Source organism: Microcoleus sp. Z1_A1 (genome assembly GCF_036700305.1).
In the GTDB taxonomy this organism is placed as follows: Bacteria; Cyanobacteriota; Cyanobacteriia; order Cyanobacteriales; family Microcoleaceae; genus Microcoleus.
This window is the reverse complement of record NZ_JAUBOR010000006.1, coordinates 194871-213168: the sequence shown is the minus strand read 5'-3', so window position 1 is coordinate 213168 and position 18298 is coordinate 194871. Positions and strand designations below refer to the sequence as shown.

Here is an 18298-nt window from a genome sequence, read left to right as displayed (position 1 = left end):
CGTCCCGCCCGTCCTTTTTGGACGGGCGGGACGCCCATCCCACTTTCAAGAGTGGAAGTTATTTAATTCTCATTCCTAATAAGGTAGGGGCGGGTTAACAAAAAATATCTGCTCATAATTGACAATCTCAAAAACCCGCCCTTTTAATCGCGGTAACTCGATCGGACACGATCTCAAATCGTTATCAAAGCAGATTTCGTGTCATCTAAGGTGCGTGACTTTCCAGCATCTCGCTGTTAATTGAGGATCTAAAAAGTCACGCACCCTAACGAGTATAGATAAACCCGCCCTTATAAATTCAGCAATTCTACAATCCGCTGAAGCGGAATGTGCGCCCAATCCAAGCGGTAATTAAGTTCGTAGGCTAGCTCGGCAACCGCTTTTTCCAAAATGTAAGCATCCAGCAAAACTTGTAGTTCCGGTATAGATTTGGGCAAGAAATCTGCATCGGCTGCTGTTGCCAAATAACTCTTGACAAAAGTGAGGCTGACCCAGCGGTGCCAAACGTTCGCCCACTGCTGCATCTCCGGGAGATTTTCAGGGCGAATCATGCCACTTTCTACTTCATTGCGGAGTGCCAAAGTAACAGCGTAACTTATAGATTGCAGCATTCCCGCAACATCTCGCAGGGGCGACCTCTTCATCCGCCGCTCGCTTAAGGGTCGATCGCGTTCTCCTCCGAAATCAATAATTACGAAGTCTTTGCCTGTATAAAGAACTTGCCCGAAATGAAAGTCCCCGTGACAGCGAATTCTATCGGCGGTGATTCTCAAGTTTAAAATAGACTTGAAACGTTCCATGATCAACTCTTCGCGGTTGAGGAGCTTTTGCGCCGATTTTTGTATTTCTGGTGGCAGTTTAGACAGCCGTTTTTTCAGATCCAGCAAAGTTCTTCCCGCCAGATTTCTCATGTGTTGATAGATGGAACGCTGGTAAAAGGAGGTGAAGTTTTCTGGGGCAAAAGCGGGATTTTCTGTGTCAGAAGCTAAAGCCAGGTGAAGTTCGGCTGTCCGTTGACCTAAAAGTTCGGCTGATGCTAAGTAAGAGCCGATGAGTTCGCGAGCTAATTCTGGAATTTCTAGCGATAAATCGGCTACTAGCGAGTTTTGCTGCCGCTGGGTTTGTCCGGTCAAAGCGTTCGGCAAATAATTTTCGGGGGCAGTAGATAAATTATCGCTGGAATGCTTTGCTTCTACTGTCATTACTTGCTCGAAATAGTCGCGCAGTGTGTCTAATGTATAAGACCAAGCATCTACGCTGTCGGGGATTAATTTTTGTAGGATTCCGACTGTAAGGACTTGTTTGGCTGGTGTGTGATATTCCAATGCTCCGGTAATTGGAGCGTAGTGTTGGATCGAGTTGCGCTCTGTTAAAAAGCGTCCGATTTCTAATTCAGGGTTAATACCTTCCTCGACTTTTCGCAATATTTTCAGGACGAAGCGGTCGCCGTAACCTGCAGATGTATTGCTTTGTTCTTTTTTGAACAGGTGAGGTTCGAGCTGCGCTAACTCTTCTTCTGATTTGAATGCACTGTCGGCAATTCCTAGCAGTTGACCTGCAACACCTCTGTAACTGCGAGAATTGGCGATCGCCCCCAGCAGTGCGCTCAGAAAACCTTTCTCCCCAGCAGCATCAAATAGTACCCCGATTTCCTTTTTGGTTTCTGGGAAGTGCAGGCGCGCGATCGCCCGATCGTCCACATCGCCTTTAATCTCTTCCCACCCTAAAGGCAAAACGTAAGTTTCCGGCATACCTTCAGTATAATTCAACTGCAAAAACAGAATGTAAACTTGAGATTCCTCTCCCGCGCTATCTTTACATTCAATCGGTAAAACCTCACTTATTTCTAAAGATTGAATTGTCCGATCTGAACCGCTAAACCAGCGATTCCGCCGCAAGTATCCCGGCAAAAGATTAAGCAGCATATCGCTTAACTGACTTGTAGCAAAAGCAGTTTTCCAATTACCTATGACCGCCAAAGTAGGCAAGTCTGTGGGCACACCGTGCAGCGAAAAATCTTCGTGTTTAACAGTAAGAGTAAACCAGTAAAACGTGTGAGGACTCAAACTCAAAAAGTAAGGCGAATCGCCAACAGCAGGAAACTCCGTGCGGCCGAAAATCTCCACCGGAACAGCACCTTTAAAGGGCGCAAGGTCTAATTCTGCCGTCTGGACAAAGCGCGACAAATTAGCCACTACGAGGATGTGTTCGTCTTGATAAGTACGTACAAAAGCTAAAACTTTGCGGTTTTCCGGGTATAGGAATTCGCAAGTTCCGCGGCCGAATGCTTGGAAGCGCTGCCGAATTGCAATCAGGCGTTTCATCCACCACCAAAGAGAACTCGGATTCGCCCGCTGCGCGTCCACGTTAACAGATTCGTAGTGATATTCAGGGTCAACAATGGGCGGTGCGTAAAGCCGCTGCGGGTTAGCACGACTAAAACCGGCATTGCGATCGCCACTCCACTGCATCGGAGTTCTCACCCCGTTGCGATCGCCCAAATAGATATTGTCTCCCATGCCAATTTCATCGCCGTAGTAAAGCACCGGCGTACCCGGAAGAGACAGCAGCAAAGCATTCATCAACTCGATACGGCGGCGGTTATTTCCCATCAAAGGAGCCAAACGGCGGCGGATGCCCAAATTAATTCTCGCCTGAGTGTCTTGAGCGTAAACCCGATACATATAATCTCGGTCTTCATCACTCACCATTTCCAGCGTCAATTCATCATGATTCCGCAAAAATAATGCCCACTGACAATTATTGGGAATATGCGGAGTTTGCTGGAGAATGTCGCTAATTGGGAAGCTATCTTCCATATGCAAAGCCATAAATAAACGCGGCATCAGCGGAAAATGAAAGTTCATGTGACATTCATCCCCAGCAGCGTAATATTCAACTGCATCCTCCGGCCACTGATTCGCCTCAGCCAGCAGCATCCGGTTCGGGAAGTTTTCATCTACGTGCTTCCGCAATTGCTTCAGGAATTGGTGAGTTTCTGGCAGGTTTTCGCAGTTAGTACCTTCGCGCTCGTACAGGTAAGGCACCGCATCCATCCGCAGTCCGTCTACTCCCAGCGCCAACCAGAAATCTACCACATCTAAGATGGCTTGGCGGACGGCCGGATTGTCGTAATTCAAATCGGGTTGGTGCGAATAAAAACGGTGCCAGTAATAAGCTTTTGCTACCGCATCCCAAGCCCAATTAGATGTTTCAAAATCTTGGAAAATAATCCGAGCATCTTGATATTTTTCCGGCGTGTCGCTCCACACATAAAAATCTCTTTCGTTACTGCCTTTCGGGGCCCGGCGCGCTCGCTGAAACCAAGCGTGCTGGTCGGAAGTGTGGTTCACAATCAACTCAATAATGACTCGAATTCCACGCTGGTGCGCTGCTTCTAAAAGGTCTTTAAAGTCCTCTAATGTGCCGTAAATCGGGTTGACCGTAGTATAGTGAGATGTATCGTAGCCGTCGTCTCGGAGCGGCGAAGGAAAAAATGGCAGTACCCAAATGGCTGTGACTCCCAAGTTTTGCAGGTAATCCAGTTTTTCTGTCAGTCCTCTAAAGTCGCCGATCCCGTCTGCATTGCTGTCGGCAAAAGCGCGAACTGGTACTTCGTAAATAATCGCGTCTTTGAACCACAACGGGTCGTTATTTAACATTGAGTTTGGCATGATTTGTAGCGATGATTGGTAATTGGTAATTTTTACTTAAAGTTTGGTAATTGGGATTTGTTAGTTCCCATCCAAACTGATAAATCATAACTTATAATTGGGCCGCTATTCATCATGCCAGCCCCAGACTTTTAATCGTAATTTATGAACGCAAAACTTATAATTTCTTAACTATAAAATCTCAACAATCTGTTTTGCTATTTCGGACACAGTTAACAATCCGGGTACTGTGCTACCTACCGATGCGCGGTGCACACCCTACCAAGGCGTGTCAATCGATTTTAGATTTTAGATTTTCGATTTTCGATTGAAGCACTGACCCCACGGATAAATTCGGGGGCTTACTTATCGGATACAGGTTTTTTATTTCTGGGTCCTGAGTCTGCGAAGGAATGAATCCGGGGGCTTGTACCCTGGATGCTTGATTGTCAACTTAAGCCTGAAACCCCTCTGTATCTCTCGCTGGTAGCCCAGTCTAGATCCCCCTCGCATCCCCCTTGATAAGGGGAGTAGGGGTTGACTTTGAGAACACTCTTGTCCCCCCCCTCTTATTAAGGGGGCTAGGGGGGATCGAGCCCTTGTTGACACTAAGCACACCTACAGACTCAGGGTTAGGTGCGGTATTTACTACCTGCCGGACGGTTGCCACGACATTACAGTACCTTGACGTTGATTGCTAATTTTCGTTACATTAGTTTACATAAAGCAACAAAAGTTAAGGAAAAAGTAAAAATGACTATTGTAATCGCTCTTTTAATCGTCGGTTGGGTAGCAGCCTCAGTAATTGGCACTCAAGCATATTTCCTGGGCGAACAGTCAAAGCCTATCCACGAGCGGAATTGGAACGATGAATCTTTTGAAAAATTGGCTGTAGCAATCACAGCAACAGAGATGGATTACAGCGTTCGCGTTCCCGCCTACAGCATGGATGCTTACGGCAGCCGCACCATCTCGAATTCTTGATATCAAGTAACAGGTTTCACTATTTTCAATAACAGGCATCTTGCCTGTTCCTAATTTTCAATAACAGGCAAGATGCCTGTTCCACAAGAGAATTGATTATTTGTGGAACAGGCATCTTGCCTGTTCCTAATTTTCAATAACAGGCAGGATGCCTGTTCTACAAGAAAATTGATTATTTGTGGAACAGGCATCTTGCCTGTTCCTAATTTTCAATAACAGGCAGGATGCCTGTTCTACAAGAGAATTGATTGTTTGTGGAACAGGCATCTTGCCTGTTCCTAACTATTCGGCAACTACAAACTGTTACCTGCTAGCGCCGGACGAGACTCTTTTTTGCGAAATTGCAAAGAGTTATTTTCACAGTCGATCGCAATTGTATCACCTTCGACAAACGCATTTTCCAGAATCTTGTTAGCCAGCGGGTTTTCCAACTCCCGCTGGATGGCGCGTTTCAAGGGGCGAGCGCCGTAAACCGGGTCGTAACCGACATCTGTGATATGGTTTTTCGCCGCATCGGACAGTTCCAAAGTAATTTTTTGCTCTGCCAACAAACGCTCGATCCGCTTCACTTGGATACTGACAATTTGCCGCAGTTCGACCTTGCTCAAAGTGTGGAACAAAATTATCTCGTCCACCCGATTGAGAAATTCCGGCCGGAAGTGCGATCGCAGCGCTGCCATCACCCGTTTTAACATCTGTTCGTACTCTTGGTCTGTCTCCCGTTCTTGAGTCAATAAATTTTCATTTTCAGTCTTGTTTTCACTCTTACTTACACTATCAACCTCAACTCGCTGGGCCGACACCTCAACAGTACCGTCTGCCGCCACTTTATAATCTGTCTTTTGACTTGACAAATCTTTCGTTTCCTGCTTCCGGCTAGCAGGTTTTTTGACGGTTTTTTCCTTCTTAGTAAACACGTCTAAAATGTGGTCGCTGCCGATATTGCTAGTCATCACAATTACGGTATTTCTAAAGTCAACCACTCGACCTTGAGAATCGGTAATTCGGCCGTCATCCAACACTTGCAGCAAAATGTTAAATACGTCCGGGTGCGCTTTTTCCACTTCGTCAAACAGCACTACCGAATAAGGATGTCTCCGCACTGCTTCGGAAAGTTGTCCCCCTTCATCGTAACCGACATATCCGGGAGGAGCTCCTACCAACCGAGAAACGCTGTGTTTCTCCATGTATTCCGACATATCGATGCGGACGATCGCATCATCGCTGTCAAACAAAAACTCCGCCAACGCCCGCGCTAACTCAGTTTTGCCGACGCCTGTGGGGCCCATAAACAAGAAAGAGCCGATCGGCCTGCCGGGGTCTTTCATCCCCGCCCTAGCGCGCCGAATTGCCGCCGCCACGGCTGTTACAGCTTCCTCTTGACCGATGACTTTTTGGTGCAAGTGTTTTTCCAATTGCAGCAATTTTTGGCGTTCTGATTCCAACAATCGGTTAACCGGAATGCCCGTCCATTTAGCGACAATTTCCGCAATATCGCCCTCAGTAACTTTTTCGCGCAGCAGGGAAGAACCTTGAGCTTGCTGTTTCAAAAGTTCCGCTTCTTTCGCTTCGCGATCGCGCACCGCCGTTTCCAACTTGCCGTACTTTAACTGGGCGGCTTTATTCAAATCGTAAGCCCTTTCTGCTTGTTCGATTTGGACTCGCAGTTGGTCTTCTTCTGCTTTCAATTTATTGATTGCATCCAACAACTGCTTTTCGCCCAACCACTGAGAGGACAATTTTTCCTGCTTAACTTTTAAAATGTCAATCTCAGATGTGATGCGTTCGACGCGGAAGCCGAGCCCAGGGGCTAGAGCACCTTTTCCTTCCCCTTCGATCGACAATTTTTCCATTTCCAACTGCATCACCCGGCGGTCGATTCCTTCCAATTCCACAGGTTTAGAGGTAATCTCCATTTTCAAGTGGGCGGCCGCTTCATCTACCAGGTCGATCGCCTTGTCCGGCAAAAAGCGATCGGAAATATAGCGAAAAGACAGAGTTGCAGCAGCTACCAGGGCCGAATCAGTAATTTTTACCCCGTGGTGGCGTTCGTAACGGTCTTTCAATCCGCGCAAAATCGAAACAGTATCTTCAACGCTGGGTTCGCCGACAAATACTTGTTGAAAGCGGCGTTCCAGGGCTGGATCTTTTTCAATATTCTTGCGGAATTCGTCGAGAGTTGTAGCGCCGATGCAGCGCAATTCGCCTCTCGCCAACATGGGTTTCAACAAATTTCCCGCATCCATTCCCGAACCGGAACTGCCGCCGCCACCAGTCCCGACAACCGTGTGCAATTCGTCAATAAATAGGACAATTTGCCCGTCGGAATCGATGACTTCCCGCAGGACTGATCGCAATCGTTCTTCAAATTCGCCCCGGAATTTTGCCCCAGCAATTAAACTGCCCATGTCAAGGCTAAATAGCTGGCGATTTTTCAAAGATTCCGGTACGTCGCCGTTGACAATTCGCTGGGCTAAACCTTCGGCGATCGCAGTTTTTCCGACTCCGGGATCGCCAATTAACACTGGATTGTTTTTTTGGCGGCGGGAAAGAACTTGTACCACGCGGCGGATTTCCTCGTCGCGGCCGATTACTGGGTCGAGTTTGCCGGCTTTGGCGGCTTCTGTCAAATCGCGGCCGTACTTGCTGAGGGCGTCGGAGTTAGCTTCCCCATCTTGATCTTGGGCTTTAGCGCTGCTGCGGCTGCCTTTCCCGGTTTCGGAATTTTTTTCTTGGGCTTTAGCAGTGGCGCGGAAAGATTTGATGGCTTCTTCTAGTTTTGGTCGATCGAGTGTACCGGCTGGGGGTTTGCGATCGTAACCGGGGCGACCAGGCGGGCCGTCGCCTTTTGTCAGCAACCTGCGGCCGACTCGTTCGTCTTCTACTAAGCCAATTAATAAATGTTCAACGGCGATAAAATTATCTTGCCAAGTCGCCCTGGTGGCCTCGGCAACATCTAACATCACTTCTAAGCCGCGACCGAGGTATAGTTGGTCAGCGTTGGCAACTCTGGGCTGTCGTTTGGCAAAAGCATCTAACTGCTGGGCCAACCGGGGGGCATCGACTCCAGCTTTGCTGAGAATGCTGTTGGCCTGACCTTGCTGTTCGAGAAGGGCGATGGCTAAATGTTCAACCTCTAGCTGCTGATTGGCAAAGCGGCGGGCTACATCCTGGGATTTGACAATGGCTTCCCAGGCTTGATCTGTAAATTTGCTAGGGTCTGTTGGCTGCACGTTGGTTCCTCGCAATCAAGGGGATTCCTGTTGTTATCCGTTAATACATCGTCTCACAACCATCATAATCTTTAAACAGGATTATGAATTTATGAGTGCGGTTAACTAGGGCGGAAGTTGTGAAATAATTGACAAGATTGAAAAAGCTTACAGTCCGTAATCCACCCCGAAATTTGCTGCGGTGAGACTCACATCTTGCGCCATTCTCCAGAACGGGCAAGATGCCCGTTCCACAAAAGATAAATTTTCTTGTGGAACAGGCCGAAAAGCCTGTTCATAAAAGGCTAACTGACAATGGTGCAACATATGAGTTCAGACAGACTAGGGCGATTTCCTTCGGGATAGGTTCGCTGGCCGTACTTATAAAAATATTGCCACAAACAAGATTTTTTATCGGCTGAGATTTATGCTATTTCCCACTTACCAATTTTTAGTATTTTTCCTAATTATTTTTAGCGCGATCGTCTCTGTGAAACCCCAAGTCGATTTGTATAAAATTGTCTTGTTAGTTTCCAGTTTATTATTTTATTCCTTTTGGAGTTTTGACTTTCTCTTGCTCCTGATTTTCTCTACAGTCTACAATTATATCATTCTCCGGGTGCTCTGCAAGAGTAAATATAAAAAATTTGCTTTAATCTCCGGTCTAATTTTCAACATTGGCTATCTCGGCATCTTTAAATATTACAACTTCTTTGTAACTTCCTTATTTGAGGTACTGAATCAGCTACAAATTCCCGCCGACTTTCCAGTTTTGCAAATAATCGCCCCCGTCGGCGTGTCTTTCTACACTTTTAGAATAATTTCCCATTTAATCGACTGCTACCAGCAAAAAATCCCTTGTCCGAATTTTGTAGACTATGCCGCCTACATTACCTATTTTCCGCAAATTGCCTCCGGGCCAATCTCGCGAGCTCGCGAATTTTACTGGCAGCTAAATTCACCGGAAAAATACGACTATAAAATTGAAGAAGTTATAGTTTTGATTTTGTCTGGACTCTTCAAAAAATATACTTTATCGAGCTTTTTGTTTAACTTCACTGACTTGCCATTCAAAGTCCCGCAGCAGTACAGCAGCATCGATTTAATCCTCGCGGCAATTTCCTATTCCTGTTTGATTTACGTAGATTTCAGCGGCTACTCGGATTTAGCCAACGGCATCTCCTGTTTGCTGGGTTTCAAACCCATTGCTAACTTTAATATGCCATACCGATCGCTCAGCCTGCAAGAATTTTGGAAAAGGTGGCACATCAGTCTTTCAGAGTGGCTGAGGGATTACGTTTACTTTCCCTTTGGTGGTAACAAATACGGCAAGTTGAGGAAGTACGTAAATTTACTGATGACAATGGCGATCGGTGGATTGTGGCACGGCGCAGGTTTAAACTTTATTTTCTGGGGAGCAATTCACGGTTTAGGATTAATTGTCAACCATTTATGTAAAGATATCCCCCAAGCTATCCACTTTAAATTAGACTATGCCTTTCCCAGATTTGCTAAATTTTGCAGTTGGTTGTTAACATTTAGTTTTGTTACTTGTAGCTGGGTATTTTTTGGCACTCCCAACTGGGAAACGGCGGTGAGCTTTTTTGAAGGAATTATCCATCCTGTCGTCGCAACTTTTCAATTTAACTTCTGGCAATTGTATTTAGTAATTGCAGTCATTGGCGCGATCAACTTGTGGGGCGATCGCATCTCCCAACTATTGCAAACCGTATTGTCATTAAAAAACATTTTCTTCCGAGTTGTCTTAGTTTCGCTGCTCGTGTATACTATCTTGATGTTGGGGCCTAGTACCGTTCCGCCTTTTATTTACTTTAATTTCTAAGACATATGAAAGACCGGGAAATTTTACTGATTGTTACTTCTGTAATTCTCACTTTAATCTTTTCAAACTTATCATTATTTCTCAAAAGCTTTGCTTCAACTCCTTTCGCAAGTCCAGAAATTAAACAAGCCGCGCGCCAGATAAAAATAGACGGTTTCCGAAAATCCGAACAAGATTTTTGGAGCAAAATTAAAGATATTAACTTCGATAGCCTCCCCAAAGAATCAGAACTTCCTCCTGTCCAAACCGAAACGAAAACTGCCGTTCAACCCCCTCAGCCTGCCACTGCTAAAAAACCAACTCAAGGGAAAAAAACAACCCCAGCTAAACCCAAACTGACCATACCTTATCGCAGATTTTTATTTATTGGAGATTCCGTAATGTTCGACTTAGGAATTCAACTCCAGTACACTCTTAAGAAAAAATACAATATCGCCGATACGAAAATTGACTACAAGGTCTCGACCGGATTAAATCGGATAGATTATTATGATTGGTATGCCAGAAGTCGCCAAACAATTAATAATTACCAGCCGGATGTAGTGATAGTTTTGTTTGGAGCCAATGACCGTCAAAATATTATAGATTCTCAAGGAAAAGCCCGGGCTGTTATGAGCAAAGAATGGCAAAAAGCTTATCAAGAAAGAGTTGAAAAATATGCCAATTTACTGGATTCGTCATCCGTGAGAAAAGTGTATTGGGTCGGTCAATCGATGCCCAACAAATCTTCCTATCTCAAAGCTTTTCCCATCATGAACAATATTTATAAGACTGCCAGTAAATCTTCATCAAAAATCGAATTTATTTCTACTTGGGAGACATTTGGACAAGGCGGAAAATTTGTTCCAGTAGTTGCTAATAAATCGGGTAAGCGAGGCTATGTAAAAAATAATGACGGCTTGCACTTTACCTCCCACGGAGCTCAAATTATCAGCGACTTAATCGTTGACAAAATGGTGAGCGACAAAATCTTAAAAGCTCCGACCAAGAAATGACGAGAGTAGGTTGGTTTTTGTGACTCAACTCAACCAATTTTTTTGACATTTCACCGATTAATGCAAGATAATATATTTAGTTTGGGACGCACATTGGTCTCGATCAACTAGGTTTATAGGGAAAATCTAGGATTGAGTTATAATAAATTTACTCATGAAACCGGGTTTATAACTCCCTATGCGTCCAGGACTAATATTGACAAAAAGCCACAGTAAATGTAATGCTGAATTCAGCATCCAACAACGGCCTCCATATCTAGCAATTGTCATGGCGACAAATTATGACGAGCAATATGTGGAAACTCGATCGCACTAACATCCCTGAGTCAATGGGGTGCAGTGGCACAGCGCTAATCTTCACTCTCACTAAATATACTCAACCTTGGCAAAGAATAAACCTAGTTGAAAAAATCCTGCAACAGTGCGGCATCGAGCCTTTTGCTGAAGTTTTGGGCGTACCCAACAGCGGAATATTCAGAGAAAATATACCGGAATCCGTCAGAAAACCGCATCCGAATTTGCTGTTTCGCGCTTTGGCAATTCAAGCATTGGGGAAGGTGCCAGAGGGGCTGATATCAAGTGAGAGAACGGCTAGAGCAAGTAATTTTAACAAAAATCTGCTGGCGGCGTTAGAACAGGAAGCACGAGGGGGCTCGACTCCTTTAATTCGGTGGTCTGCGGCTGTTAGTATTAAGTCAATGTGGTTGGATGAAGTAGGGCAACAACAAGGCAAGGAAGGTGCTGTCAATTCCACAATCAATGCAGGGGAAATTGAGCGGCTGGTTGTAGAAGAGCAAATTCAACTATTAGCAAGCAACAAATTTGCTTTGGACGACAGCCGCAGACATGACAGCGGTAAGGAATATGAGAATTGTCTCGATTTTTGGGTGTACGGCCCTAGCTGGCTGCTGCCGAGCCTGCCAATGGATTGCGAGGAATATCTGTTTTGGATCGATCGAGTATTTGCTGCGATCGCACTTAGGGATTCCTACAAATTGAATGCCGAAAACGATGCAGCGGTAACAAACTTTTTGGAAGTTGCGGAAAAGAATTTTAATGACTTAGAATTATCCAAAATACTTGCCACAATTTTTGATTTCCTGCACCACCCGGAAGCGAAAGTCAAAAATCTAGCTGCCATTATTTTAGCACCCTACAAAGACAAGCTGGAGCAAAAATCGGCGCAGATTCTGACAGCGATCCTATATAAATTTCAGGTAAAATATAAGCCTTTACAATCCCTGACTCTTCCCGAAATTGAGGAGTACAAAGCGTCACTGTATTTCGGTAAAATGGAAATTGACGACTTGTATTGTGAGGCTTTGGCGCTGTGCGGCGAGCGGGATGTCGAACTCGCAAGTTTCTTGTCAGCTAAACAGAGGGAATACCAAAATACTGTAGATGAGCAGATCAACAATCTCAGCAAGTTAGTTAAGTCGATCGTAGATTGCCAGAGCTTGTTAGATGCAAATAGGGAACTTTTGTATTTAACTATAGAGCGGCTGCAAAAATGGGATTACACCCTAGGTCATAAACTGTCTGTGCACCGCAAGAAACTCCAAAATCTCAGTTTTGACAAAAGCACATCCGAGCAGTGCATAAACCTCGACAACGAGCTAAATTCTCTCAGAGATTCTTTGCAATATACTTTGTATGAAGTCACATCCAAAATTAACAGCCTAATTAGAGATTTAGAACTTTCTGTGTCTAAAAATCACAAGACTGCAACAGATATCTTTAAATGGACATGGGTATTGTTCGGGGTGTGGTTTTCAGTAGGGCTGCTCTTGTATTTATCGGATTCAGTGATTAACTCGCTGTTTACCGTCAGCTACACAAGCGAATTTCTAGTTTGTTGGAATATTTTATTTAGTGTAATGCTGGTATTTTTGTTAGTATTAGCTATGTTTTTTTCGGCGATCGCTGCTTTAGACAAGCGCCGAGAATCTAAATTAATTCCTAAATTTGATAGCTTAAGCCAAATAGGGAGCAGTTTTTCTGTCTTGTGGCAAAAAATATATTTGCAGCAGTTTGTACCGTCGGTGCGATCGCATTAAAAGTGTTAAAAACCCCCTAAATCTCCTCAGTAGGGTGCGTCAGAGAAAGAGTTTCAACTTAACTCAAAAAAATTGTTTCTGACGCACCCTAGCAGGACTAGAGGACGAACTCTAAGATGCGGTTGTTGCTGCTACTTTCTGGGTGTTGCTACCTTGATTTTCCAGTTGAATTAATTCAACTTTATATCCATCTGGGTCTTGCACAAAAGCGATGACTGTTGAACCGTGCTTCATCGGGCCGGGTTCGCGACTAACTTTACCGCCACGAGCTTTAATTTCTTCGCAAGTACCGTAAATGTCGTCAACGCCGATCGCAATATGACCGTAAGCATCCCCTAAATTGTACTCTGTGACGCCCCAGTTGTATGTTAATTCCAAAACTGTAGTGTCGGATTCATCGCCGTAGCCCACAAAAGCCAGAGTAAATTTACCGTCTGGATAGTCCTTTTGCCGCAGCAATTTCATGCCCAGAACCTCAGTGTAAAATTTGAGGGACTCTTCCAGGTTGCCGACTCGGAGCATCGTGTGTAGTAGTTGCATTTAGCTCACTCCAAATTTTTTAAGCTTTAATCTATTTTAGCGATTTATTGCTGAAAAAACTCGCGCCTCAACCGTCGCAGTTCCCGCAGGTTGACAACTGTCTATTTGATTTAGCTTTGTACTTCCACCACACCCCGAAACATATTCATGCCGCAAGTAAATAGGTATCGTCCAGGTTTTTGAGGGGTGAATTCAACAGCCGTTACCTGATTTAGAGGCAATTCTCGCACAATGTGAAAATCTGGTAACAACACTTTTTCAAGACAACTGTTGGGGTCGCGCCTCAAGAAATTGAGCCTGACTAATTGACCTGCTTTCACAACTACAGTGGCAGGCTCATAACCCCCGTCTACAGTAATATTCAACTCTTGTATACCCTGAATAGATTCAGCTTGCTGCCCTTTAGATTTACTGAACAAAAACCACCACAATTCTAAACCTATTAATGTCAAACCACCTATTGTGACGCCAACTTTTAAACCTAGTGGCTGTTCAATGCTGCGGAATTGAGTCGTTGAAGTAGAATGCTGGACGGACATTTCTGAAGCTTGAACTCCCGATGCAATTCCCATCACAAGTCCTAAACTCGCGAGACTTCCCGAAATTTGACGATGGTGTAACATTTTTCTCATTCCTCCAAATTTATGCACTAGATTTGGCTTGAAAATTCCGCAAGCGCAAAGCATTAGTAACTACAGAGACTGAACTGAAAGCCATTGCTGCACCGGCGATAATTGGATTTAGCAGCCAGCCAAATATGGGGTACAAAATGCCAGCAGCGATCGGTATTCCAGCGATGTTGTAAATAAACGCAAAAAACAGATTTTCGCGGATGTTCCGCATGGTGGCGCGGGAAAGTTTAATTGCTGTAACTATGCCTTGCAAATCGCCTGAAATTAAGGTAATGTCGCTGGCGGCGATCGCCACATCGGTGCCGGTGCCGATCGCAATTCCCACGTCAGAAGCGGCCAAAGCTGGTGCATCGTTAATCCCGTCTCCCACCATCGCGACAATTTTTCCTCCCCGTTGCAGGGCTTGAATTTGAGCTGCTTTTTGGTCGGGTCTAACTTCGGCAAAAACGCGAGTAATGCCCACGGATTGGGCGATCGACTCCGCCGTCGCGCGATTATCTCCAGTCAGCATCGCCACCTCCAAACCGAGCTTTTGAAGCGCTTTCACCGCCTGCGCTGACGACGGTTTGAGGGCATCCGCAATGCCCAGAATTGCCTCTATTTTGCCTTCTACAGCCATCCAAACAACCGTTTTGCTCGCAGCTTCCAAAGCTCTCGCGCGCAGTTCCAGATATTCAGTATCGCAGCCTAGTTCCTGCATCCACCTCAGCGTTCCCAGGGCGATCGACTTTCCGCCTACAACCCCGCGAACACCACTCCCCGCGATCGCCTCAAAATCCTTAACATCCGTCAAATTCACCTCTTGAGATTGAGCATACCTCACAACAGCTTCCCCCAAAGGATGCTCCGAATTTCGCTCTACAGACGCCGCCAATTGCAGCAACTTTAACTCATTGCTATTCTCCGTTCCTTTAATTGTCACAAAATCAGTTACAGTCGGCTTGCCTTCAGTAAGAGTTCCAGTTTTATCTAACACGATAATTTGGATTTTATGAGCCAATTCTAAACTCTCGGCTCCTTTAATTAAAATCCCATTTTCTGCACCTTTCCCAGTTCCCACCATCACAGCAGTCGGAGTCGCCAAACCCAAAGCGCAGGGACAGGCAATAATCAGCACTTCCACCATTGTCACTGTGGCTAGAGTGAAGTTTCCCGTCGCGTTAAACCAGATAATAAAAGTAGCTAAAGCGACGGCAATTACTACAGGAACAAACCAACCAGTCACTTGGTCTGCTAACTTTTGGATCGGTGCTTTTGACCCCTGTGCGTCCTGCACCATCTTGACAATTTGAGCTAAAAATGTATCTTTGCCAACTCTTGTCGCCCGAAACTTGAAACTGCCAGTTTTATTAATTGTGGCTCCGATAACTTCGTCGCCAAGCTGCTTTTTGACAGCCAAACTTTCTCCCGTAACCATTGCTTCGTCTACCGTCGAAGCCCCCTCAATTACCTCTCCATCTACGGGGATTTGCTCTCCCGGCCGCACCTGCACGATGTCGCCAATTTCCACTTGGGCGATCGGCACTTCCAACTCTTCCCCGTTGCGAATTATTCGAGCAGTTTTTGCTTGCAAACCCATGAGTTTGCGAATGGCTTCGGAAGTCTCTCCCTTCGCCCGATTTTCTATGGTTTTCCCCAACAAAATTAAGGCAATAACGCTGGCGGCAACTTCGTAGTAAACGCCAGAATTTAAACCTTGGGCTGTGAATAAACCTGGGAAAAATGTCACAAATACAGAATAAAAGTAAGCAGCACTTGTACCCAAGGCAATCAGAGTATCCATTGTTGCTACCCGCCGTTTTAGGGATTTCCAAGCTCCCACATAAAACGATTTCCCGCACCAAAATTGTACGGGTGATGTCAGCACTAATTGCAGCCAATAATTGTGCAGCCATGCGGGAATAAATGGCAGGTGCAAGCCGGTCATCGCTGGAATAGAACCCACCACTAGCAGGATGCTGATGATACCTGCTGTCCAGAGTTTTCGCTGCAAGGTTTGAGATTCCGATTTGCGATCGGCTTGTTCGGAATCATCCTCTGGCGCCGCCATTTCTGGAAGCGGCAAAGCTTCGTATCCCGCATCATCAACAGCAGATTGAATTGTTTCTAAGTCGGTTTGCTTGGAGTCGTATTGGATGGTTGCTTGTTCCATCCCAAAATTGACATGACACTCAATTACGCCGGGAACAGATTGGATTGCTTGTTCGACAGAGGCAGCACAAGAAGCACAACTCATGCCCCGCAATTTAAGTGTGAGATTGTCCATAGATGCCCTCCTAACTTATAAAGTTACCTTCTGTCTTCAAATGACCGAAAGCCCCCGGATTCATCCGTCCAGAAATAAAAAACCTGTATCCGAGAAAATTGCCCCCCGAATTTATCCGTAGGGTCAATGCTTCAATCTAAAATCTAAAATCTAAAATCGATTGACCTCGCCTAAAAACGGATAACGTGCGACGTACTCCTGTCGTGGAGAATCAAAAATTTTAGACTCTTGTTAAATCTCCCAGATTCAAAGCTGCAAGTAAATCTCAAATCTCAAATCTCAAATCTAAAATTGACTTGTTGGATAGCCAGCAGATGCGATCGCTTTCCTAACTTCACTTTCCGACTTAGCGGTGTGAATCGTGACCAATTTTGTCTTGAGATCCGCCTCAACGGTTGAGGCTGAGTCAATGGCTTGGACTGCTTTTGTGATTGTAGTCGCACAAGCAGAACAAGCCATCTTAGGCACTTTTAGCTGTAATGTCATAATTTGAACCTCAGCAGAAACTACTCTGCTCAATCAATGAATTAACTCTATTGTAAAGTCTCCAGTACACTGGAGAGTCAAGGGGAATTGCAAAATAAATCAGGAATTTATGAAAAAAGTGGTTTGACACGCTACCCATAGGGGTAAGGCGCGCACTGTGCACATACATAATTAGGTTGTGAGTTCTGTAAATCTTAACTTTGAGTGCGATCGACAGCACAGCAATAATTCTTTACAAGTTTGCCACAAAAATTTCATCCTAATTTCATTTATATGTGAAAAGCTGAAAATAAATGGCCATTTTAAGGATATAAGCTCTATGAAACCAATTTCATTGAAAACAGGCTTTGCAGCGCTGATGTTGACCGCCACAGCCGCTTTTACCAGTGGAGTGCTTGCAGCTTGTTCAAATGCCCCTTCCAGTGAAAGTCCCGCCCCAAATGTTACGGCTGCAACCGAAGCAAACAACAAGCAAGACGTGGTACAAGGCGGTGGCATGGGTGGCATGAATCATGGCATGAATCATGGCATGAATCACGATATGTCAATGGATTTAGGCCCTGCTGATGCCGACTACGATTTGCGATTTATTGATGGCATGACAGTACACCATCAAGGTGCTGTAAACATGGCTCAAGATGTGCTTAAACAATCCAAACGCCCGGAAATGAAAAAACTTGCCACTGATATAATTGCTGCTCAAAACCGCGAAATAAATCAAATGAAAGAGTGGCGAAAAACTTGGTATCCCAAAGCCAGCAGTACGCCGATGGCTTATCACGCTCCCATGGGTCACATGATGGCAATGACTCCCGAACAAATGCAAAGCATGATGATGAGCATGGATTTAGGGGCCGGTGACGACCAATTTGACTTGCGATTTATCAATGCGATGATTCCTCACCACGAAGGAGCTTTAGTGATGGCCCAAGATGCTTTGAACAAGTCAAAACGCCCAGAAATGAAGAAATTAGCTCAAGAAATTCTGACTTCGCAAAAGCAAGAAATTGAGCAAATGAAACAGTGGCGGCAAGCTTGGTACAAACAGTAATTTAGCTCACCTCAACAAAACGTGACCCCAATCCCGAAAATGAGTGACATTAATCACAGTAGCTCAAGAGTTAAGAAAATACTTGGTTCACAAAAGCAAGAAATTGAGCAAATGAAAAAGTGGCGACCACCTTGGTAGACCAAGTAATGTAGCTCGACTGTGGCTGTCAGCATTTGTCTGACTCCACCTCAGTTTCTTGAGAGTACCTACACATACTGTAGATAATGGAGCCGCCCTACCTCTAAAGTAGTATAAACTTACGTAATAATACTGTAGACAATTGCTCATCTCTACCTCTAAAGTAGTAGGTAAGTCAGTAAAAAGCTATATGGATAGAGAGGGTAGTGTATGATATTGAATAGCTTGGAATTAAACAACATTTATAAGTCAAATGCAGCCGTAGATGAGCTACTGAGCGCATTGACAAAAGAAATTGCAGCGCCAGCAGAGATAAAAAAACCTGAAAAAAATCTAAAGCATAATCGCTTGTCATTAGGCGAAACTTATCTTCATATTTTAGAATCTGGTGGGCATCTGGGCTGCTGAGGCGAAATTTCATCCTAATTTCATTTGACCCTG

At 45.0% G+C, this 18298-nt stretch carries 12 protein-coding genes; 6 read left to right on the top strand and 6 right to left on the bottom strand.

The window, feature by feature from the left end; translation table 11 throughout:
- Positions 1-290: 290 nt before the first annotated feature.
- The gene (treS, locus tag QT973_RS06200) at positions 291-3662 is read right to left on the bottom strand and encodes a maltose alpha-D-glucosyltransferase (protein ID WP_333052865.1); all 3372 of its coding nucleotides are present in this window, start codon (positions 3660-3662) and stop codon (positions 291-293) included.
- 744 nt (positions 3663-4406) lie between these two features.
- Here treS and QT973_RS06195 point away from each other — a divergent pair.
- Positions 4407-4637 carry a photosystem II protein, Psb35-related gene (locus tag QT973_RS06195; protein WP_333052866.1) on the top strand — a complete coding sequence of 77 codons (231 nt, stop codon included), beginning with the start codon at positions 4407-4409 and terminating at the stop codon, positions 4635-4637.
- 293 nt (positions 4638-4930) lie between these two features.
- Here the strand turns inward: QT973_RS06195 and QT973_RS06190 are convergent, their stop codons facing one another.
- Positions 4931-7870: an AAA family ATPase gene (locus tag QT973_RS06190; RefSeq protein WP_333208618.1), complete on the bottom strand. Its 2940-nt coding sequence runs from the start codon at positions 7868-7870 to the stop codon at positions 4931-4933.
- A 406-nt stretch (positions 7871-8276) separates the two neighbouring features.
- On the opposite strand from QT973_RS06190, the gene QT973_RS06185 reads away from it, so the two are divergent.
- From QT973_RS06185 to QT973_RS06175, 3 genes are all read left to right on the top strand, one after another.
- Complete coding sequence (locus QT973_RS06185) at positions 8277-9692, top strand: MBOAT family O-acyltransferase (RefSeq protein ID WP_333270135.1); 1416 nt, start codon at positions 8277-8279, stop codon at positions 9690-9692.
- Positions 9693-9697: 5 nt separating this feature from the next.
- Positions 9698-10687: a DUF459 domain-containing protein gene (locus QT973_RS06180; protein WP_333390910.1), complete on the top strand. Its 990-nt coding sequence runs from the start codon at positions 9698-9700 to the stop codon at positions 10685-10687.
- A 281-nt stretch (positions 10688-10968) separates the two neighbouring features.
- Positions 10969-12744: a hypothetical protein gene (locus QT973_RS06175; protein WP_333390908.1), complete on the top strand. Its 1776-nt coding sequence runs from the start codon at positions 10969-10971 to the stop codon at positions 12742-12744.
- Between the two features lie 111 nt (positions 12745-12855).
- On the opposite strand, the gene gloA is transcribed toward QT973_RS06175, so the two are convergent.
- From gloA to QT973_RS06155, 4 genes are all read right to left on the bottom strand, one after another.
- Positions 12856-13284, bottom strand: a complete 429-nt coding sequence (gloA, locus tag QT973_RS06170; protein WP_333052871.1) for a lactoylglutathione lyase — start codon at positions 13282-13284, stop codon at positions 12856-12858.
- A gap of 110 nt (positions 13285-13394) precedes the next feature.
- On the bottom strand, positions 13395-13907 hold the full coding sequence (locus tag QT973_RS06165; protein ID WP_333052872.1) for a cupredoxin domain-containing protein: 513 nt from the start codon (positions 13905-13907) through the stop codon (positions 13395-13397).
- A 19-nt stretch (positions 13908-13926) separates the two neighbouring features.
- A complete protein-coding gene (locus QT973_RS06160; RefSeq protein ID WP_333234118.1) occupies positions 13927-16182 on the bottom strand; it encodes a heavy metal translocating P-type ATPase in 2256 nt (751 codons plus the stop codon).
- A 285-nt stretch (positions 16183-16467) separates the two neighbouring features.
- The gene (locus tag QT973_RS06155; protein WP_333208623.1) at positions 16468-16668 is read right to left on the bottom strand and encodes a heavy-metal-associated domain-containing protein; all 201 of its coding nucleotides are present in this window, start codon (positions 16666-16668) and stop codon (positions 16468-16470) included.
- A gap of 319 nt (positions 16669-16987) precedes the next feature.
- On the opposite strand from QT973_RS06155, the gene QT973_RS06150 reads away from it, so the two are divergent.
- Both QT973_RS06150 and QT973_RS06145 read left to right on the top strand, forming a co-directional pair.
- On the top strand, positions 16988-17719 hold the full coding sequence (locus tag QT973_RS06150) for a DUF305 domain-containing protein (protein WP_333208624.1): 732 nt from the start codon (positions 16988-16990) through the stop codon (positions 17717-17719).
- Positions 17720-18067: 348 nt separating this feature from the next.
- A complete protein-coding gene (locus QT973_RS06145) occupies positions 18068-18265 on the top strand; it encodes a hypothetical protein (protein ID WP_333208625.1) in 198 nt (65 codons plus the stop codon).
- The last annotated feature ends 33 nt before the right edge of the window (positions 18266-18298 follow it).